Annotated in this window: 15 protein-coding genes; 13 read left to right on the top strand and 2 right to left on the bottom strand. The window is 35.8% G+C overall.

Features of this window, described 5'->3' with window-relative positions:
- Positions 1-722 precede the first annotated feature (722 nt).
- Genes I5435_RS16080 through I5435_RS16070 form a run of 3 tightly spaced genes read left to right on the top strand, consistent with a single transcriptional unit; the run spans position 723 to position 3,458 of the window.
- Complete coding sequence (locus I5435_RS16080) at positions 723-2,012, top strand: DNA methyltransferase (protein ID WP_337982589.1); 1,290 nt, start codon at positions 723-725, stop codon at positions 2,010-2,012.
- Positions 2,009-2,833, top strand: coding sequence for a hypothetical protein (locus I5435_RS16075; RefSeq protein ID WP_024363232.1), 825 nt, complete (start codon positions 2,009-2,011; stop codon positions 2,831-2,833). The genes I5435_RS16080 and I5435_RS16075 overlap by 4 nt, the downstream gene beginning before the upstream one ends.
- Before the next feature lie 58 nt (positions 2,834-2,891).
- Positions 2,892-3,458, top strand: a complete 567-nt coding sequence (locus tag I5435_RS16070; protein WP_024363231.1) for a DUF4256 domain-containing protein — start codon at positions 2,892-2,894, stop codon at positions 3,456-3,458.
- 350 nt (positions 3,459-3,808) lie between these two features.
- Here the strand turns inward: I5435_RS16070 and I5435_RS16065 are convergent, their stop codons facing one another.
- Both I5435_RS16065 and I5435_RS16060 read right to left on the bottom strand, forming a co-directional pair.
- Positions 3,809-3,979, bottom strand: coding sequence for a YjcZ family sporulation protein (locus tag I5435_RS16065; protein WP_080653337.1), 171 nt, complete (start codon positions 3,977-3,979; stop codon positions 3,809-3,811).
- A gap of 178 nt (positions 3,980-4,157) precedes the next feature.
- Positions 4,158-5,894 (bottom strand): ABC transporter ATP-binding protein, encoded by a 1,737-nt coding sequence (locus I5435_RS16060; RefSeq protein ID WP_025220202.1) that lies wholly within the window; start codon positions 5,892-5,894, stop codon positions 4,158-4,160.
- Positions 5,895-6,062: 168 nt separating this feature from the next.
- Here I5435_RS16060 and I5435_RS16055 point away from each other — a divergent pair, with 168 nt between their 5' ends.
- From I5435_RS16055 to I5435_RS16010, 10 genes are all read left to right on the top strand, one after another.
- The gene (locus I5435_RS16055; protein WP_337982588.1) at positions 6,063-7,493 is read left to right on the top strand and encodes an ABC transporter permease; all 1,431 of its coding nucleotides are present in this window, start codon (positions 6,063-6,065) and stop codon (positions 7,491-7,493) included.
- A 16-nt stretch (positions 7,494-7,509) separates the two neighbouring features.
- A complete protein-coding gene (locus I5435_RS16050) occupies positions 7,510-9,006 on the top strand; it encodes an ABC transporter permease (protein WP_025220200.1) in 1,497 nt (498 codons plus the stop codon).
- Between the two features lie 25 nt (positions 9,007-9,031).
- Positions 9,032-10,843 (top strand): ABC transporter substrate-binding protein, encoded by a 1,812-nt coding sequence (locus tag I5435_RS16045; RefSeq protein WP_337982587.1) that lies wholly within the window; start codon positions 9,032-9,034, stop codon positions 10,841-10,843.
- 153 nt (positions 10,844-10,996) lie between these two features.
- Positions 10,997-11,335: a hypothetical protein gene (locus I5435_RS16040; protein WP_025220198.1), complete on the top strand. Its 339-nt coding sequence runs from the start codon at positions 10,997-10,999 to the stop codon at positions 11,333-11,335.
- Positions 11,336-11,960: 625 nt separating this feature from the next.
- Positions 11,961-13,139 (top strand): beta-ketoacyl synthase N-terminal-like domain-containing protein, encoded by a 1,179-nt coding sequence (locus I5435_RS16035; RefSeq protein WP_337982586.1) that lies wholly within the window; start codon positions 11,961-11,963, stop codon positions 13,137-13,139.
- A gap of 12 nt (positions 13,140-13,151) precedes the next feature.
- Positions 13,152-15,542, top strand: a complete 2,391-nt coding sequence (locus tag I5435_RS16030) for a sensor domain-containing protein (protein ID WP_337982585.1) — start codon at positions 13,152-13,154, stop codon at positions 15,540-15,542.
- Positions 15,543-15,697: 155 nt separating this feature from the next.
- Positions 15,698-16,903, top strand: a complete 1,206-nt coding sequence (locus tag I5435_RS16025) for an SH3 domain-containing protein (protein WP_337982584.1) — start codon at positions 15,698-15,700, stop codon at positions 16,901-16,903.
- Between the two features lie 479 nt (positions 16,904-17,382).
- Positions 17,383-17,760, top strand: a complete 378-nt coding sequence (locus I5435_RS16020) for an SET domain-containing protein (protein ID WP_024363222.1) — start codon at positions 17,383-17,385, stop codon at positions 17,758-17,760.
- Between the two features lie 558 nt (positions 17,761-18,318).
- Complete coding sequence (locus I5435_RS16015; RefSeq protein ID WP_024363221.1) at positions 18,319-18,522, top strand: cold-shock protein; 204 nt, start codon at positions 18,319-18,321, stop codon at positions 18,520-18,522.
- Positions 18,523-18,917: 395 nt separating this feature from the next.
- A complete protein-coding gene (locus I5435_RS16010) occupies positions 18,918-19,331 on the top strand; it encodes a YugN family protein (RefSeq protein WP_025220193.1) in 414 nt (137 codons plus the stop codon).
- Positions 19,332-19,375: the final 44 nt, after the last annotated feature.

Raw genomic sequence — 19,375 nt, 5'->3', positions numbered from 1 at the left:
TTTGAGATTGTATAGTCCTCTTTGGTACTTATGACAGTCAGTGATTTATTATGTGAATCAGAATATCGCATAACCTGTATTTAATGTGAAGTTGATTCGGTAATCATAATCAAGCAAGGATACTGATGCTTTTTCAAATTTGGCGTTTTTAAAAGATTCTATAAGTTCTTTTTGTGTTTCTTCGGGGAGTTTTATTTCTGTAAATATATCTTTGTCACCTATATTGACTCTATGAACAGTGACAGCTGGATTGGCTGCATTGAAATTAGCGTCCGTTAATACATCTGTTGCAGAATAGGTTCGACTTTTTATTGCAATAAAAAAACTAGCAACAACGATTATAAGTAAAGATAAAATAACGGTTAATATAAATTTTCTGATTTTTGATTTTTTCGTATAGACCCCTCTTTATCCTTTTTTTGTAAAATGATAGCAAAATGCTGCAATTAAAAAGAATAGCATTTGCAATTCTGTTACGAAAAATTATAAAATTCTATATTGTATTTATTTGAAAATTGACTAGGATGGATTTTGTTTATAAAATTTGTGTACTGTGTTTAGTAAGTTCGTGGTTTTTACAGCACAAAATAGCTTTTAGTTAGCAGCATTTGCCTTCTATAAGAATTAGCAAATACATGAATTACATGTGATTTTCTTACTAATGGTTAGAGGTTAGTTAGTTGATTAATAATACATGGCGTTTGAATGGATGGTGTCAGTAAATGTTAGCAGAAAATATAAGGTCAGCTAAAAGAGGGAAAAATGAACGGAATGGTATTCACAATTGGCATCCCTATTATGCGAGTTATTCTGAATACTTTGTGGAGGATATGCTAGATTATTTAGGAGCTAATGAGAGCTCGATTGTACTCGATCCTTGGATGGGCAGTGGGACAACGGCTTTAGTGTGCCAAAAGAGAGGAATCAAATCTTTTGGTATAGATATCAACCCAGTGATGGTCATTTTTTCGAAAGCTAAAACTAGAAATTTAATTGAATTGAATTTGGATAGTATCGGAAATGCTATTAAGGAAACGGCTAGTCATGTCAAACTTGCAGAAGATGAATTTTTAAATAATGAAGACACATTAGAATTTGTAAGTGATAAACATCTGAATGTGTTAAATAAAATTCAACTAGCTATCGACGATGTTTGTAAGCATCACAGCGATATTTCAGATGCACCATTATCAGATGCAATACGAGCTTTTTACTTTGCCGTTCTATTTAGGTGTTTAAGGTACGTAGGGAAATTCAAGGTAGGTAAAAATCCAACATGGCTAGTAAATGAAATACGTAAAGCGAGAACCGACGAAGTAGATACATATCATTTATTTTATCATTATGTAAAGGCCATGATAAAAGACTTAGAAACATACTATACGAATATTTTAAATTATGGCTATTCCTATCCCTCTTTGTATGAAGGGGATAGTAAACAAATGATTTTTTCTGATTGTACCGCAGATAATATCATTACTTCTCCTCCGTATTTAACACGCATTGATTACGCTGTTTCTACAAAGCCAGAATTATTGTTTTTAGGTTATAAACAAGATACGGATTTTGATAGAGTGAGAAGAGCAACTATGGGAGCTCCTGTTATTGCTGATAAAAATATAGTCATAAACGAAAAGTGGGGTAGTTGTATTTGTTCTTTTTTAAAACAAGTGAAAGAACATCATGCAAAAGCCTCCCAAAGTTATTACCTACCTATATTTTTACAGTATTTTAGAGATGCATTTGAGTCGTTACGTGAAATCAAACGAGTACTAAAACCAAATGGACAAGCTTGTCTTGTGGTGCAATCTTCTTATTATAAAGATGTAGAAGCTAAACTGGGAGAAATGTATGTGGAGATGGCTCAATCCCTTAATTTAGAAGCAAAAATTATTAAACGAGATGTTGTGAAACATCATTTAGCCAATGTTAATACGAAATCTTCGAAATATGTGAAAAATAAAATTTACTATGAGGATGCTGTTCTTATAAGAAAGAAGGGGAAAAATTGACGGAGTATAGTAGCCATAGAGAACAAGTAGCACAAGTTCATGGTGTGTCAGATAGACAAAATATCGTCGAAAATGCTTTATTACATGCATTCGAACCTTTTATTTTTATAAAAGAAGTACCATTTATTAATTTTGGTAATATGACTGCTGGTGAATTAGCGAATGCATTTAGCGCTTACCCTATCGTGGTAAAATCCATTTTAGCGACGGTAAATGTTGCAGGAAGGGCGATTAAGCGAGATTTAGATATATCTATTGATACATATAGTGATAAGTTACCGAAAGAAAAAGCGGCTATTTTAGCAGGTTATATTAAACCGATGTTACCCAATGAACTTGCAATTCCTGCAATATGTGAGTTGGACAGATGGTTTTATGTAGATAAAGAAATAAGAAAATTTAAAGGTAGTTGGGAAAAAGCGATTCTTACTATTTTAAAAAAGAATGCAAGAACGGATGATTTTAAAAAAGTTAAGTTTGAATGTGATGGGGAAAACTTTCAATTAGATGCAGTACATCCATCCAATGCGCCCTATAAGGTTGGTATCGATGTCAGAAGAATTGAGGCAAAACAAGATATCCATAAAAGAGCGGATGAAATCATCAATAAGGCGAGAAAATTTAAAAAAATTTGTCCGAATGCTAGCTTTTACGCAATAATTTATTACCCATTTACGAGTGAACATATTAATTTACAAACCAGATTAAAAGATGAACATATTAATGGTGTTTTTTTTGCTACCGAATCATTTTCAAGCATTGAACAGCAGACAAAGTATATTTTAAGTTCAGAAGGTTTACTGAAGGACGAGATTTATTAGATAATGAATAAATAATAGGTTATGTAGCAAAGTTAGAAATAATAAGGAGGAAACAACTATGTCAAAGAAAAATAATGCGTTATCACTCCAACAATGTGAGGAATTACTTCAAACTTTGCAAGAGCGATTTGAGAAAAATATGAATCGCCATCAAGGTCTTGATTGGACTTCAGTACAAGCAAAGCTCGAGACGAAAGCTGAAAAACTATGGTCACTCAATGAAATGGAAAGCACTGGCGGTGAGCCTGATGTCGTAGGGTATGACGAAAATACGGGAGAGTTTATTTTTTATGATTGTGCAACGGAGAGCCCGAAAGGTCGCAGAAGTGTTTGTTACGATCGTGAAGCATTGGAGTCAAGGAAGAAGCATCAACCAGAAAATACGGCGATAGATATGGCAACGGCTATGGGCATTGAACTTTTAACAGAAGAACAATACCGAGCATTGCAGGAACTAGGTACTTTCGATTTAAAAACGTCGAGCTGGGTACAAACACCTGCAAATATTAGAAAGCTGGGCGGGGCCATCTTCTGTGATCGTCGCTACGATACAGTCTTTATGTACCACAATGGAGCGGATTCCTACTATGCTGCAAGAGGCTTCCGTGGTGCGCTTAAAGTATAAATATAAATAACCTTCCAAGAGCTTTCTAGAGCGTTTATGCTGTTTAGAAAGCTTTTTGAATTGATAAAGCGCTAAAGCAAATCATTCATATAATAGCGGCTTCTAGCGTTTGAGGGCTAATCACCATAAGGAGAGTCCAAACGATGAAGAGATAGTTTTGCTCATAATGAAAACAGTCATCCATGCAAATTAGCAGGGTGACTGTTTCTTTCGTATGAAAGCGGGAGCTAGTGAGAAATGTAAAGATAGTATTTCAACCAGCTCGTCTATTTTGAAACACAATGAAAAGGGTCACTAGGCTGGGAATAACCCTTTTTTATAGAGAGGTGCAATGAATCTGTATGTTAGAATTAGCAGTCTTCTTTGCTATTTATGAAAGTAGCGCCAACAATAATTAAAAGAATAAATAATACAACGATTAGAGCGAATGTTGAACCATAGCCATTGTTATTACCGTATTCATAGTTACCGCAATAATTGTTGTTCCAATTGCCTCCTACATTTCCGCCGAAGTATCCCATGGAAAATCCCTCCTTTCTTCAATATATAGTATGTAAACTATAAAGAAGTGGAGGGGTGTTTATCCATTGGGGTAAGAAAAATAATGAAATCGCCATTAAAATCGCTGGAATCGCCAATAGCACAAATGAAATCGCCACAAAATCCTCCAAAATCGTCACAAAAACCATTTGTTCTTTGTTACATCGCAACCCAGTGATCTTTAGAAACTTCTACAAGTTGTGTATTGTCTAAGTTAAAACGGTTTACCATCAACTCTTCTTCGGTCATGACTTGGCGTTTCTTTTGTTTTTCAATGGCTGGATCTGGAATCGGAATTGACTGCAATAACATTTTGGTATAAGGATGTTGTGGGTTGGCATACAGCTCTTCGCTCTCTGCTAATTCTACAATTTTTCCTCCATACATAACGGCAACGCGATCGCTAATATGTTTGACCATCGACAAATCATGGGCGATAAATAAATAGGTTAAACCTAAACGTTGTTGTAAATCTTTCAGTAAATCCACAACTTGCTTTTGAATGGAAACATCTAGAGCAGACAGTGGTTCATCACATACTATAAAATTTGGCTCGACAGCTAAAGCGCGCGCAATGCCAATACGTTGGCGTTGCCCGCCACTAAATTCATGAGGGTAGCGTAAAGCATGTTCCTTTTTTAAGCCTACTAGTTCGAGTAATTCTTCAACTCGGGCACGACGTTGTTCTGTTGATGTCGTTAATTTATGTACATCAAGCGCTTCCCCGATAATATCAAGCACCTTTTTACGAGGGTTTAGTGATGAATAGGGATCTTGGAAAATAATTTGCATATGACGTCGCATACTTTTTAACTCATTTTTAGATAAGCGTGTAACAGGCACCCCTTTATACAACACTTCACCATCTGTTGGTTCATGGAGCTGTAAAATCGTACGCCCTGTTGTGGATTTGCCTGAACCAGATTCACCAACGAGCCCCAATGTCTCACCAGGGAAAATACGGAATGATAAATCATCGACTGCCTTTAAAAGCTCACCTTTCTTTAAATCGAAATGTTTTGATAAATTGCGAACTTCAACAAGCGGTACAGTTAAATCTATATCTTGTGCTAGATGGGGTGGCTGTTTCGGTTCTTTTTTTTCATGAAGCTTTGGCAATGCGTTTAACAGACGCTTTGTATAGGGGTGCTGTGGGTTCGCAAATATTTCTTCCGTAGTGCCTTCCTCAACAATTTCTCCCTCTTTCATGACAATGACACGATCACACATACCTGCAACTACACCTAAATCATGCGTAATTAAGATAATAGATGTCCCTAGACGTTCTTGCATTTGCTTCATTATGCTTAAAATTTGTGCTTGGATTGTGACATCTAGTGCTGTTGTTGGTTCGTCAGCAATTAACAGGGCAGGGTTACAGGCAAGAGCCATGGTAATCATGACACGTTGACGCATACCACCACTAAATTCATGCGGGTACTGATGATAACGCTCCTCACTATTTTTTATACCAACAGATTTTAATAATTCAATCGTTTTTTTGTAGGCTTGCTTTTTAGTCATTTTTTGATGCTTCATTAAACCTTCAGCGATTTGTTCACCAACACGAATGGTTGGGTTAGTGGAAGTCATGGGGTCTTGGAAAATCATACTAATATCTTTTCCCCGAATCGCTTCCATTTGTTTTTCCGTTTGTGTCACTAGATTGTCCCCTTGGAAAAGAATTGTTCCAGACTTTAAAAAAGAAGGGGGGGAAGGGAGAAGGCGCATGATGGATCGAGCCGTTACGCTTTTACCGCTACCAGATTCGCCTACAATGCCGACTGTTTCTCCTTTATTGACATAAAAGTTTACCCCTTTTACTGCTTCAAATTCACTTTCACCAGTAATAAAAGAAACGCGTAAATCTTGTATTTCAAGAATTTTTTCACTCATCGAATGCTCATCCTTTTATAAATTTTAAATATTCTTATTGACGAAATGTAGTCGTTCGTACATACTATACTATACAGGTAGGGATTGTACAATATAACCTGTGATGTAAATTATTTCGTTTGATTTTCATACCTTACTACTATAGTAAACGAAGAAAGGAGGAAATACATGATTAATTTTCAGAATATTATAAAGTTTGAGGGAAGTTATTATTTCAAGCGGGTTTTTAGCGAGATAACGAGGAAACATAGTTATTCAATTGCACTATTTTTACTAGGATTCCCAGTTCATGTTGTTACATATTTTTTATATTTGTTAAAAAAGGATAAAAATTTATATGTGCCGTTGTTTGCACAAATAAAACAACAATTTATTTCAGAGGGAAAAGTACATGCTTGGGCAGCCGAATATAAGCTACAGGAACAAACAAAGGCTGCATTTTTTAATAAATCACTGAATGAACGTCAACTGGATTTGGTTGTTAATCAATTAACAGAACAAAAGCTACATAGAGAAGTTGAAAAAATATTAGCAAACGATGGTTTAGCAAAGCCTTCTTATAAAAGCTATTTTAGTGAACTGCTTGAAAATCCACTGTTTTTAGTTTTGTCATTTATTCCAGGCGTTTTTATGTATATTTTCCTTATCTTATGTAGTAACGCATTTAGTCGGTTTATCGTTGAACGTTTAGTTCAAAGTGCCTTTGTCATCGTTGGTGTTGCCACATTAGTATTTACGATTTTATATTTATCACCATTTGACCCTGCTCGCAATTTGCTAGGTATTGAGGCAACACCTGAACAAGTCGCAAATTTTAATAAAATTTATGGACTCGATCAACCTTATTTAGTGCAGCTTTGGCATTCTTTATCTGGACTGTTTACGTTTGATTTAGGTAATTCGTTTGAAGGCAAGGAAAATATTACGCAAAGTATTATGAATAAATTTCCTGTGACATTGGAAATTGCCCTATTGTCATTACTAATGGCGGTGGCGATTGCCATTCCTGTTGGGATTATCTCAGCGGTAAGGCCAAATTCTTTTGCAGATTATGTGTTTATGTTTATCGCACTTATTGGTTTATCCATACCGAGCTTCTGGCAAGGTTTGATTTTTATTTTAACGTTTTCATTAAAATTACAATGGTTCCCAGCTACGTATAATCCGAATAATTGGTTATCCATTGTTATGCCAGTTGTTGTATTAGGTACTTCTATTACAGCGTCGATTGCTCGCATGACAAGGTCAAGCATGCTTGAAGTGATTCATGAGGATTATATTATTACTGCCAAAGCGAAAGGATTGAGTGAGCGCAAGGTTATTACCAAGCATGCGATTCGCAATGCAATGATTCCTATTGTTACAGTAATCGGTCTGTTATTTGGTGGTATGCTTGGCGGTGCTTCTGTTACAGAGAAAGTCTTTAACATCAGTGGTATTGGTAGCTATATCGTTGATAAACAATTTATTCCGGATATACCGGCACTCCTTGGAGGGGTTGTCTATATTGCGATTACGATTTCGATTGTCAACATGGTGATCGACGTGTTATATGCATTCTTTGATCCACGTATTCGTTCAAAAATGAAGAAATCTTAGGAGGAGAGGGGATAGTGTGAAATTCATCTCGAATGTTAAGCTGCTTATTAAAATAACGCAAGAATATGTCAATGCACAGTTTACCATTGTCTTTTCTGCTATTTTTTCAGTGTTGTTTTTACTAAATAGTTTTAATTTTGCTGACGGTGTATGGCGTCCCTATATCCTTGGGCTATTTATCATTTACGTTGCTACGACTTTATATGTATGGGTCGCAACGTGGCAAATAAAAAAAGATTTAGCTAAACAACGAGAAATTCAAAAGCGAACAAGATTGCTTGGTTACCCATTAATGTTAACAGTACTAGTGGGTAATGTATTTGCAGCAGGTTTCGGATTTATGCTCGCAACAAAAAATAAAACGGCAGAATATACTTTTGCTATCTATGCCTTCATTACACAAATTTTTATTATCGGTATTTCGGCACTCAATTTATTTAAGCCGTATGTAGTCGATACATTTTTATTTGCAATGGGTGGGTTTTTAGCACTCGCTGTCTTTTATGCCGTGATGGCTATACTTGTAGCGCGTTACGTTACGGCTAGTAATGCGCCAAAATGGATGATACCCCTTGGTGTGGTGTTACTTTTACCTACACTAACTGGCAATTTATTTTCATTACTGCTTGGCTTGACGTTAATTAAAAAAGCACGTAATACGGATCCATCGGCAGTAGAAAAATGGCAAAAAATATGGAATAAAATCTTGCGCAATACGATGGCTGTATTCGGCATGTTCTTCATTATTTTTATGTTCTCGCTGTCGGTCGTGAGTTCATGGACATTTGATTACGATTTTGCCGTGCAAAATAATTATAGTGCCTTGCTACAAACGCCATCTTTAGACTATCCGCTCGGAACTGATAATTTTGGTCGGGATTTATTTTCTAGAATCGTATTTGGTGCTCAAATTTCATTAATTGTTGGTTTCTTTTCTACAATTATTCCAGCTGTAATAGGAGGAGCACTCGGTGCGTTTTCAGGCTATTACGGAAAAAATACAGATAACATTATCATGCGTTTGCTAGATATTTTATATGCTATCCCAGGCATTTTACTAGCTATTGCAATTATTGCAGCATTTGGCGCAAATACAGTGAACTTAATTATTGCGTTGAGTGTAGGGGCTATTCCAACCTATGCACGAACGATGCGCGCCAATGTCATGCAAATTGCCAATTTTGAATTTGTTGAATCAGCAAAGGCGCTAGGCGTATCAGATGCCGCCATTATTTTTAAACATATCGTACCGAACGCTCTTGCTCCGATGATAGTAAAAGCGACTTTAACAATTGGCGGAGCGGTCATATCGACTAGTAGTTTAAGCTTCCTTGGCCTCGGTATAGAGCCGCATATACCAGAATGGGGCAATATTTTAAAAGTAGGTAGTACGTATTTAGAAACCAATGCTTATGTGGCTATTTTCCCAGGGTTATGCATTATGTTACTCGTCTTATCGTTTAATTTTTTCGGCGATGGATTACGTGATGCCCTTGATCCTAAAACAAATTAACTTATTATATTGGAGGAAAAGACAGATGAACAAAAAATTATTTACATTGGCTACATCAGCAACTGTTGCAGCGGTTGCGTTAGCTGGTTGTGTAGAAACAAAATCAAATGTAGAAAATAAAGATGATCAATCAGAAACAGCTAGTACTAAACCAGTTCTTGAAGTGCTTGGGATGGCTTCACAAGAACAAGATATGAATATTGTACGAGACCAATTAGTGAAAAATGGTTTTGAAGTAAAGTTAAATATTCAACCAGACTTCGGTTCTTACTCGGCACAAAAAGATGCTGGCAACTATGATGTAGCGGTATCTAGCTGGACAACTGTAACCGGCAATCCAGACTATGCAGTAAGAGGATTATTTAAAACAGGTGGAGATTACAGTGTGACTGCCGATGCCACTGTCGATAAATTAATAGATGAAGCAAGTACGTTAACGGGGGATGCTGCAAAAGAGAAGTATAAAGAGCTAGAGCAAGCTTTAGTATTTGATAATGCGTATATTGCGCCATTATATATTTCTCAAAAGTTCCAAGGGATTTATGCAAAAGAAGTAAACCCAGACACTGTCCGTTTACCAAAATCACGTGCACAAGCATGGGAAACAATTTCATTTAATGATACCGCTAAAAATGCAACAGATACATTAGTTTTACATCAAGGGATTGCTTCCTTAACTTCTCTTGACCCGGTAAAAGGAAATGACGGTTCCATTAATACATTAAATACTAATATGTATGTACGATTAGTGAATTTATCTGATACGGATGAGGTCGTTTCTAATGGTTCACTATCTTATCATCACGCTATTTCCGAAAATAACAAAGAATACTATTTCGTCTTACGTGATGATATCAATTTTGCTAAGGTGGAAAATGGCAAAGCGGTAGATACCGGCGATTTAGTATCGGCTGAAGACGTTGTATTCTCTTTACAGCGCGCAAAAGATCAAAATTCAGTACCAGATCACCGCACATACTCTATTCATGAGAATATTGACTCTGTAGAAATTGTTTCAGATATAACTGCACTTGAAGCGGTGAAAACGTCTGACGGTCAATCAGTTTTAGATGAATTATCGGCTAAACTTCCTGCAGCGATTGCACAAGTTGTAACGGACGAAGCGAGTGTAGATAATGCAGCAGGTAAATATCAAGTTGTGAAAATTACAACACCGAATCCTTTCCCACAAGTGCTAAACTATTTAGCTCACCAATCGGGCGGAATTGTGTCTGAAGCGGCAGTTAAAGCAGTCAATACATTTGACGTAGCAAGTTATGACCCAAATGTAAATGTGGCATACGGTGACCAAGCTACTGTAACAGAAGGGGCAACATATGCCAATCATTTATCGGCATCTGGACCTTACATTTTAGTTCAAAAAAATGATTATGAAGCAACGTTTGTCAAAAACCCAGCTTACCAAGTAGGGACTGAAAACGAGCCGAAAATTAATCATATTAACGTTCGATTCATTGAAGATAATGACTCAGCACTTTCTGCTCTTCGTAATGGTGAAATTGACGTATTACAATCTGTGCCTGAAACGAAAATTGATGTTGTAAAAGGTGATGCAAACTTAGCGTTAAAAACAGCGGATAGTAATGCTGTATCATATTTATTAATCAATCCAAAAGGCCGTGAAGTTTCGAAATCTGCAGACTTGCGTAAAGCCATCCTTTACTCGATCAACCAAGATGAATTTATTAGTTTCTATCAAGGTAATAAAAAACCAGCCGTTTCAACAGTTTCCCCACTTGTTGACACAGGCCTAAAATTAACAGCAGATAGCACAAAGGTAAAAGAATTTCTAAGTGCTTATAAAGCTAGTAAATAAAGTATCTGCCACTTTAGGTAAAGCACTTCAAAGCCATTTTTTATGGTTGAAGTGCTTTTTTTAGTACAAAGCTACATTATTTGTTTAAAATTGGAACTTTTCAGAGTTTTAATCGTATATGAAGAAAAAAGATAAAGAAGGGGAGTTAGGCATTTGCGAAAGAAAGATGTACTCATTATGCTAGTCACTTTGATTGTAGAAGGAATCATTACTTACTTGATTGCATCGTTTTTCTCTGTTCGATTTATCGAAATTATGTTTTTTGTTGGTTTTGCCATTGCAGGTGGAATTTTTTACTTTTTGAGTAGTGGTGGACCAATGGCTAGATACAATGAAGTTCAAGTTACTGCTCAAACAGGAATCATTCACAAAAACGAGCAATTTACTACCAAGAAAGGTCCGATATTTTTGGCTTCGGTATTATTTTGTTTAATTGGACTGGTGTTTTTTCTCCTATTAATTGCAGAGATTATTCCACCTAGTGCAAAGTAATATAGAAAAGTTATGCAGCTCTTATATTCCGACTTTACAAAATACTTTACTTACATTAAAAAGCCCTTCTACCATTCTCCAACGGTTAGAAGGGCTTTTGCTGTTGACATGATAAACCAAAATAGTGGACATTCTAGTGTTCGTTGTAAATCAACGTAACGAATAATTCACATAGTAATTGGAAAGTACTTTAAGAAAAAGTCGGAGTTGATTGTTGTGATATTTAATCAAGATAAAGAAATTTACTGCTATAGCTGTCGTAAAAAGACGGTCTTTACATGTAAAGATCGACACAATAAAAGCGGAGTAGAAAGTCATTGCAGTGAATGTAGCGGCATTTGGTTTGAATGGCAAAATCGAGCCGTTGAGCGAGAAATGGAAAAGTGGGTTGAATTTAACCACAAAATCGTCAATTAATACTAGTACTTCCACAAATAATGTTATTCTTTCTTGTAAAATATTAGATGAAAAGAAAAACCTTGCTTAAAATATTACGAGATTTTGCTTAAATGTGATACAAAATATCCATTTCAATCACCTATTTAGAACTTAAGGCTTGCCAATATGGCTATGTCTGATTTAGTTGTATATAATAAAATAAAGTTAATTCGTGAAGGTGATAGTATTGGACGACATAGTCATAACAGGGTATGGCATTAAAGCTCCTGGAATTTTAGATAAACATAGTTTTTTAAATGTATTAGAAAAAGGTATTTGTACACAGCGTATTTTAAACAATGCGCATCAGCCTCAAGCCAATATCGTTGCGGGCGTAATTGATCAGAACTTTCAGGAGATTAATGGCGTAAATTATCGCCGACATCCACGTTCTGTAAGAATGGCAATTGCCGCGGCATTGGATGCAATCGAAATGGCAAATTTAAAAGATGTTCAACCACATCGAATTGCTGTCATTATGGGGACATCCGCTGGAGCGATTTTGGAAATTGAAAAATATGCCGCGGATGGTTTTGATTTGAGAAAATTCCCGATTCATGGAGTTGCACTTGTTGATACCCACACGCTTTCGAGCTCTGTTGCAGAAGCTATCGGATCGTGTGGTTCGGCATTTACCGTCACAACTGGTTGCAGTGCTAGTTTAGATGCTATTTTAATAGGTAAACAATTATTACAGTCTGGAAGTGTCGATGCTTGCATTGTAGGAGGAACAGAGGCTCCTTTAGGCCAATGGACTATTAATGGCTTTAAAAAATTGAGGTCTCTTTCAACGGAGAGCTCAATCGAAAAAGCGGGTGTTCCCTTTTCAACGCTGCATCAAGGCTTTGTTTTATCCGAAGGAGCTGGCGTTATGATTTTAGAACGTAAACAAACCGCAAATGCACGAGGACAGAGCATTTACGGGAAGGTTGAACGGGTTATTTCAAGAAATGAAGGGCAGAAACTATTAAATTCTGATAGTACTGGTAGACATATGTTAGACGTTTTTCAAGAAACGGTTGGGGATACACGACCAAGTTATATAAATAGTCAGGCATTAGGCATAGCATTGAATGATCAAATTGAACGATTTATTTTAAAAGAAACATTTGGATCAAATGTGCCCATTACTTCTATTAAAGGAATGATCGGTCACACGTTTGGTGCAATGGGAGCAATGCAAATCATATCTTCTTTGTTGTCAATGGAATATGGGTTTATCCCGCCAACGATTAAAACATTAGGGCATGGATTTGAAGATACACCGATTGTTTATGAAACGAGGCATCAAGCGGTAGAGTCTGTATGTATCACTACTCATGGTAGTAGCGGGAATAATGCTTGTTTATTACTGACACATACTTAGGAGGCTCTTTATATGTTTTTTATTTTTTTACTTTTGTTATCTGGTATTCCCATTTGTGTTGGAATTACGATTTTAGTGTTATTCAAAAAAAATAAACTATCCAAAATTATTTTTCTATTTCTTCTTTTGGCGTCCTTTTGGCATATAGATGTTTCATTTTTATATGCTGTTCAATTGTTTAGCCAAGAGACCATTATGTTCTTTTTTAAACTATTTCGATTTGGGTCAATCATGTTAACACCAACCATCTTTTACGTTGGGTATACGATTGTTCAAGAAATGCTCCCATCGGAGTATCAAAAAAAGTGGGGGTCTATTGTTAATCGGACCACTGTGTTGATCTCTTATGCGTTTGCGTTATTTGTTTACATAATAGGATGGAGCTCTAAAAGTATTCGTGGGTTAGAACGTATTCAAATGGATACAAGTGTTTTTTACTTTCCTGTTGATGGAGAGCTATCATGGATTTTTAATTTTAATGTATTTCTATTTATCATCACAATTATTATTTGTTTGTTGATTAGTTTAGATGTACAACATAAAAGTGAACGTTCTTTTTTATTTTATTTTACTATTTTCACATCCATCGGCTTTGCTATTGGTTACTTAAATATGTTTCCAACTTCTAGATTGTACCCAAGCTCGATTGCTATTTTAGTCTTTGCGATTTCTATCTTGATTCTTTCGAGTAGAATGCATCTTGAAATTGTTAATAATATGAATAAAAAGCTATACGAGCAAAAGCAGTTTTTGTTCAGGGTCATTGATTTAAATCCTAATTATATTTATGCGCAAGATGAAAGTGGTCGTTATACATTAATGAACAAATCGTATGCACAGTTAATGGGCATGAGCTTTCAAGATATGATTGGGAAAACGGACGGCGATTTACTAGCTGACTTCACTGATGGAGAAGAATGCAACAATCCAGATAATACGTTTAAATTGCCAGAAAAGTATTTTATAAAAGAAGAAGCTATTACATCCGCTTCGGGGGAAGTGGTATGGGTACAAACGGTTAAAGTTCCGATTAATATAAATGATAGTGCTACATTACTGGCAGTTTCAACTGATATTACGGAACGCAAGCGCTATGAAGATGAAATCAAGTTTCAAGCTAATCATGATGCATTAACAGGGATACCAAATAGAAGGATGTTCAATGAAGATTTAATAGCGCTTTTAGAACAAGCAAAACTTGAAGGAAGTCAAAATGCCATATTGTTCTTTGATCTCGATCGTTTTAAATATATCAATGATTCGCTTGGACATGATGTGGGTGATCTCTTATTGATTGAAGTATCAAGGCGTATTGAAATATTGCTAAAAGAAAAACATAGCAAGGCAACGATCTATCGACTCGGTGGAGATGAATTTACCATTTTACTGCCTGATTATGATGCTACTAAAAGTGAGAGATTTGCTAAAGATTTGTTATGTCAATTTAATACAGCGTTTTGGATTGATGGAAGTGAGTATTTCATTACACCGAGTATTGGTATTAGCACGTTCCCTAATGATGGGTATGATGCGAATACATTGATTAAGCATGCAGATACAGCCATGTACTACGTAAAAGAACGAGGGAAAAATAACTATCAATTATTTACTTCAGAAATGCAACAACACTTCTATCGAAAGATGATGATTGAAAAGCAATTACGAACAGCATTAGATAATGAGGAGTTTGAGCTTTATTACCAGCCTATTATTGATGTGAAAACGAATGAAATTATTGCTATGGAATCACTCATTAGATGGAATAATGAGGTGCTTGGGCAAGTTACCCCAGATGAATTTATTTCCGTTATGGAAGAAACAGGGATGATTATTCCGATAGGTAAATGGATATTGACTACAGCCATAGCACAAACAGCCCGTTGGCACAATGAAACAAATAAGCCTTTAAAAATAAGTATTAATGTATCGGTGAAGCAGCTGCTTGAATCAACATTTGTAGAAAATGTTAAGCAAGCAATAGAGAATGCGTCATTCGATGCATCCTATGTTGTGTTGGAGATTACGGAGAGTATTGCGATGTACGCTGAGTCAATGATTGAAAAATTATATGCATTGAAAAAACTAGGAATCAGTTTATCAATGGATGATTTCGGTACAGGCTATTCTTCGCTTAGTTATTTAAATAAATATCCATTGGATTCCTTAAAAATTGATAAATCATTTGTTATTGGGATGAACCAAGATGATGAAAACAAAGCGCTTGTCAAAACCATTATCGCGATAGCTAAGCAGCTCGATTTGAAAGTAATAGCGGAAGGAGTAGAAGGGGCGGAAGAATACGAATTCTTAGCCGAAATTGGCTGTGACTATGCGCAAGGTTATTTGTTTAGCCGACCACTACCTGTCGCAGCATTAAAAGCGCAATGGCTTACCATTAACTGATGTACGCCCTATTCATTCACGGTTAAAATTTGTTAGCTAGGCTTTCTCTTTTGAGGAAGCCTTTGCTGTAACAATTACTAGTATTATATTGCGACTATACGCTTGAACAAAATAGTGGAGATAGACAAATAGATAAAAAGGAGCGAATGGTGTTTATGAAAAAATGGATAGTATTCTTTACGCTAATAATATGCTTAAGCTTTCAATCAAATATAAAAGCACAGGTTATTTGGGATGGTGCGGAAATTACAAAAGGGCAAACAGGTAAGTTGACCTTTTCAAAGGATGTGAAAATATATAAAAAAAATGCTGATGGCACGTTCACCTCACTCGTTGTCAAGAAAGGAGAATTTTATCGTGTATACGGCCATGAGTATTCGACTGTTGGCAAAGTATACAAGATGAGTGGCGGCTATCGTGTACAAGCAACCAATTTAGTGATTTACAAGGATGTTCCGTTAGCTATTCAACAACAAGTAGCAGGTGAAAAGTTTACGGTTGGAACACCTATATTTTCAAGCTCAGCAAAAGGCGTTTCTATTAAAGAAGCCCCGAGTAGTTCAGCAAAAACTATTATGCATACGCCATATGGAGCTGTTTTTAAAGTAGTCGAGCTAAGTGGAGATTATGTAAAAGTAGAATACAATCCAAGAACGGATTCAACAATTGATTATGTATGGGGATATGTACCGCAAGACTATGTTTCCAATTTACCTGAAGGAACTATTCAATATGTAAAAGAAAATGTTGATGTATCCGTTCGTCCTGGCTGGCAAAGTCAATCATTAAAGACGGGCACATCTGTTGCAGTCTATTTCACAACAGCAGATGGTCGTGCCTACGTGTCTTCAAATAAAATATATGGATACCTCCCTGCAAGTGCTTTATCCAAAACGCCAATCATGGACAAAGAGCTACTAAGTTTAGCTGAACCGTCGAACATTTTATTTGATGCAACGAAAAAGATTTCCTTATCACAAACAGCCCCAGATTACTATTTAGCCGAGTTTTCACCGACTGCTAGTAATCGCTGGCAAGGCTATATGCAACTAGTAAATGATGATGAAATTACTGGAGGCAAACAACTAGCAGGAGTTCTTAGCTATGCACTTGTAAATAATAAGCTAACTTATCATTTAGCAAGTGAAGTGCACGACCATAAAATAACGATTCAGTTCCCGCTAAAAGTAAATGATACAATTCATATCAATGGAAACGAGCAAAAAGTGACCAAAATATATGAGCATTTATCTTTAAATATAACAGGTAGTTATGAAACATTTAACAATGTAGTAATCGCAGGCGATTATATTATTGCTAAAGGATTAGTGAAGGGTCGTTACGATTATTGGGTTCAATAATTCCCTTTGTCTAAGCTAGAACTGGTTAAAGAGCTGATAGCTATGCTTTGGGAACAGAACAGTAAGGAGCGATTAATAAAATGATATATCGATTTTTATTGATAATGGCGACATTCATCTTTATACTCAATTTATTTGTTCTTCCTACATTTTTTGCTATTGAGTCAGATAATACAGGTACTTTTATTGGCTTAATAATCATAGTGGTTATACTTCATCATCTAGTAAAAAACAATGCTAAAAATTGATTTGACAAACTATATTTCGTGTAGCGCATTTGAATGGTGATGTGCTGCACGATTTTTTTGCAATGAAAATAGCTAACCAGAAGCATTAGATTACCTAATTTTTTGTCTTTTAAAAGACCGTAAATGGATTTAAATTGAAAAAAATTGCCTAAAAGATTAAAAAAATGAGCTCATGGACTAAATTAATGGTACAGTTGTAAGTATATTTTAATAGTGAGTAGGAGAACGAATATGATAGAAATTAAAACATCTCCATTAAGTGATGGAGAATTCAATAGAGGGGTATTTGCTACGTGCGATATCCAAAAAGGAGAGCTGTTGCATGAAGCACCAGTCATTTCTTATCCAAATGAACAGCATCAATACATCGAGCAAACATTGCTTGCTGATTATGCTTTTGAATATGGTATAGGTCAATCTGCAATTCTTCTTGGTTATGGGATGTTGTTTAACCATTCTTATGAACCAAATGCAACTTATGAGATTAATTTTAGAAACCAGACATTTGATTTCTTTGCTTTCAAAGACATTAAGGCTGGGGAAGAAATATGTATTAATTATAATGGTGATGTAGATAATCAAGACCAATTATGGTTTAATGAGAAATAATAAAGAGTGAACAGAAGCTGGGACAAAAGAGAAAAGGTGTTAGATTGATGGCAGTCAATCTAACACCTTTTTTGCTGCGCCATTGTTTGTTCGCTACAGCGGTGCTTTCCGCTCAGCACCGTAAGCCGCAACCCTTGCTAACGCGCGGAATGCCCGCGTCTTACATTGTGTGTTGTTCTGAGCATCCGCTACCAACAACTAGTGAACCCTTCTATTGTTTTATTTATTGCAAAAGCAAGAATAGCTAAGTTCTTCATATAGCAAAAATGTATGAACACCTTTCCTCTGTACCTTAAATTTTTTTAGTTATGTCCCAGCCTCTTTTGAAAAGATTTAAAAGAATATGAATAAAGAAATTGAAAGTTGTTTATACTAGCACTAGACAAAAGAAATTTTGTAGTATATAATGAAATTAATAAGATCGTTTGCGAAGAAACAATGAATTCACATGTTACAAAGAGTAATCGTGTTATTTGTTCGGTACTTTTTGTAATATGTGAATTTTTTTCTTTTGAGGAAATCGGATATTATTAAATACAATTAATGGAGGTCATTTAAATGACACAACAAGGTACAGTAAAATGGTTTAACGCAGAAAAAGGTTTTGGTTTCATCGAAGTAGAAGGCGGAAACGATGTATTCGCTCACTTCTCAGCTATCCAAGGTGACGGTTTCAAATCACTTGACGAAGGTCAAAAAGTGGAATTCTCTGTAGAAGAAGGCCAACGTGGACCTCAAGCTACAAACATCGTTAAACTTTAATTTTTATTAAACTGACGATAGGCATCTTCAACGATGCTTAAGACTGTAGGCAAACTCAAAGCAATTTGGGATTTGTCTACAGTTTTTTTATTTCAGTGTCTTTTGAGATGACTGACAATAAACCTATTCATTGAAGCTTTCTAACAGCATGTATACGCTCTTTTAAACGTTGAATGATTCTTTCCCTTTATATGAAGAGAAAAGGTAATAGGGAGCGTAGAGAAGCGCTTAAAACGTATCTGTACTTCTGGAAATGGTTTTATGCAAACAGAGAACTTAACTTTGCTTAAATAAATCGAGTTTAGAATAAAGAAATAAAAAACACTATGAATAAACTTGTTTGTATTTCGTGTCTTTAGGATAGACTGCAATCAACAGCAAAGGAGGGTATCTAATTGTTACAAATTGAATCTAATATCGTCGGAAAAGAAATAAGCTTTGGTTACTTACGTGATCATATAGAAAGACATGGTTTTACAATTGGAGGCAATTGGGAGTATCACAAAGGAAGTTTTGATACGATTTTATCGAGTGAGGGTGGAGAAACCATCTATTTGCGAGTGCCTTTTATTGTAACGCAAGGTGAACTAGATTTTTATGATGCACAAATTCGCTTTCAAAACCCATTCGTTATTAAACATGTAACGAATGTCGGATTGGATTATGATGAGGGCTCTTTGCTAGATGCAACGGGAGCGAGCCAATTCCAAACACCGCTTGATAAGGATGGCTATATACATGATAAAAGTAAATGGATAGAAGTTGGCGAAAAGGTAGTGACTGATAAAGTTCTCCCTTATTTTCACTAGTCTTTACACCAATTGTTTTACGCTAGTCACACTTTTAAAAAGTA

The organism is Lysinibacillus sp. C5.1, from assembly GCF_016350185.1.
Classification (GTDB): domain Bacteria; phylum Bacillota; class Bacilli; order Bacillales_A; family Planococcaceae; genus Lysinibacillus; species Lysinibacillus sphaericus.
The sequence above is the reverse complement of the archived record's forward strand: the minus strand, read 5'-3'. Positions and strand labels throughout refer to the sequence as shown.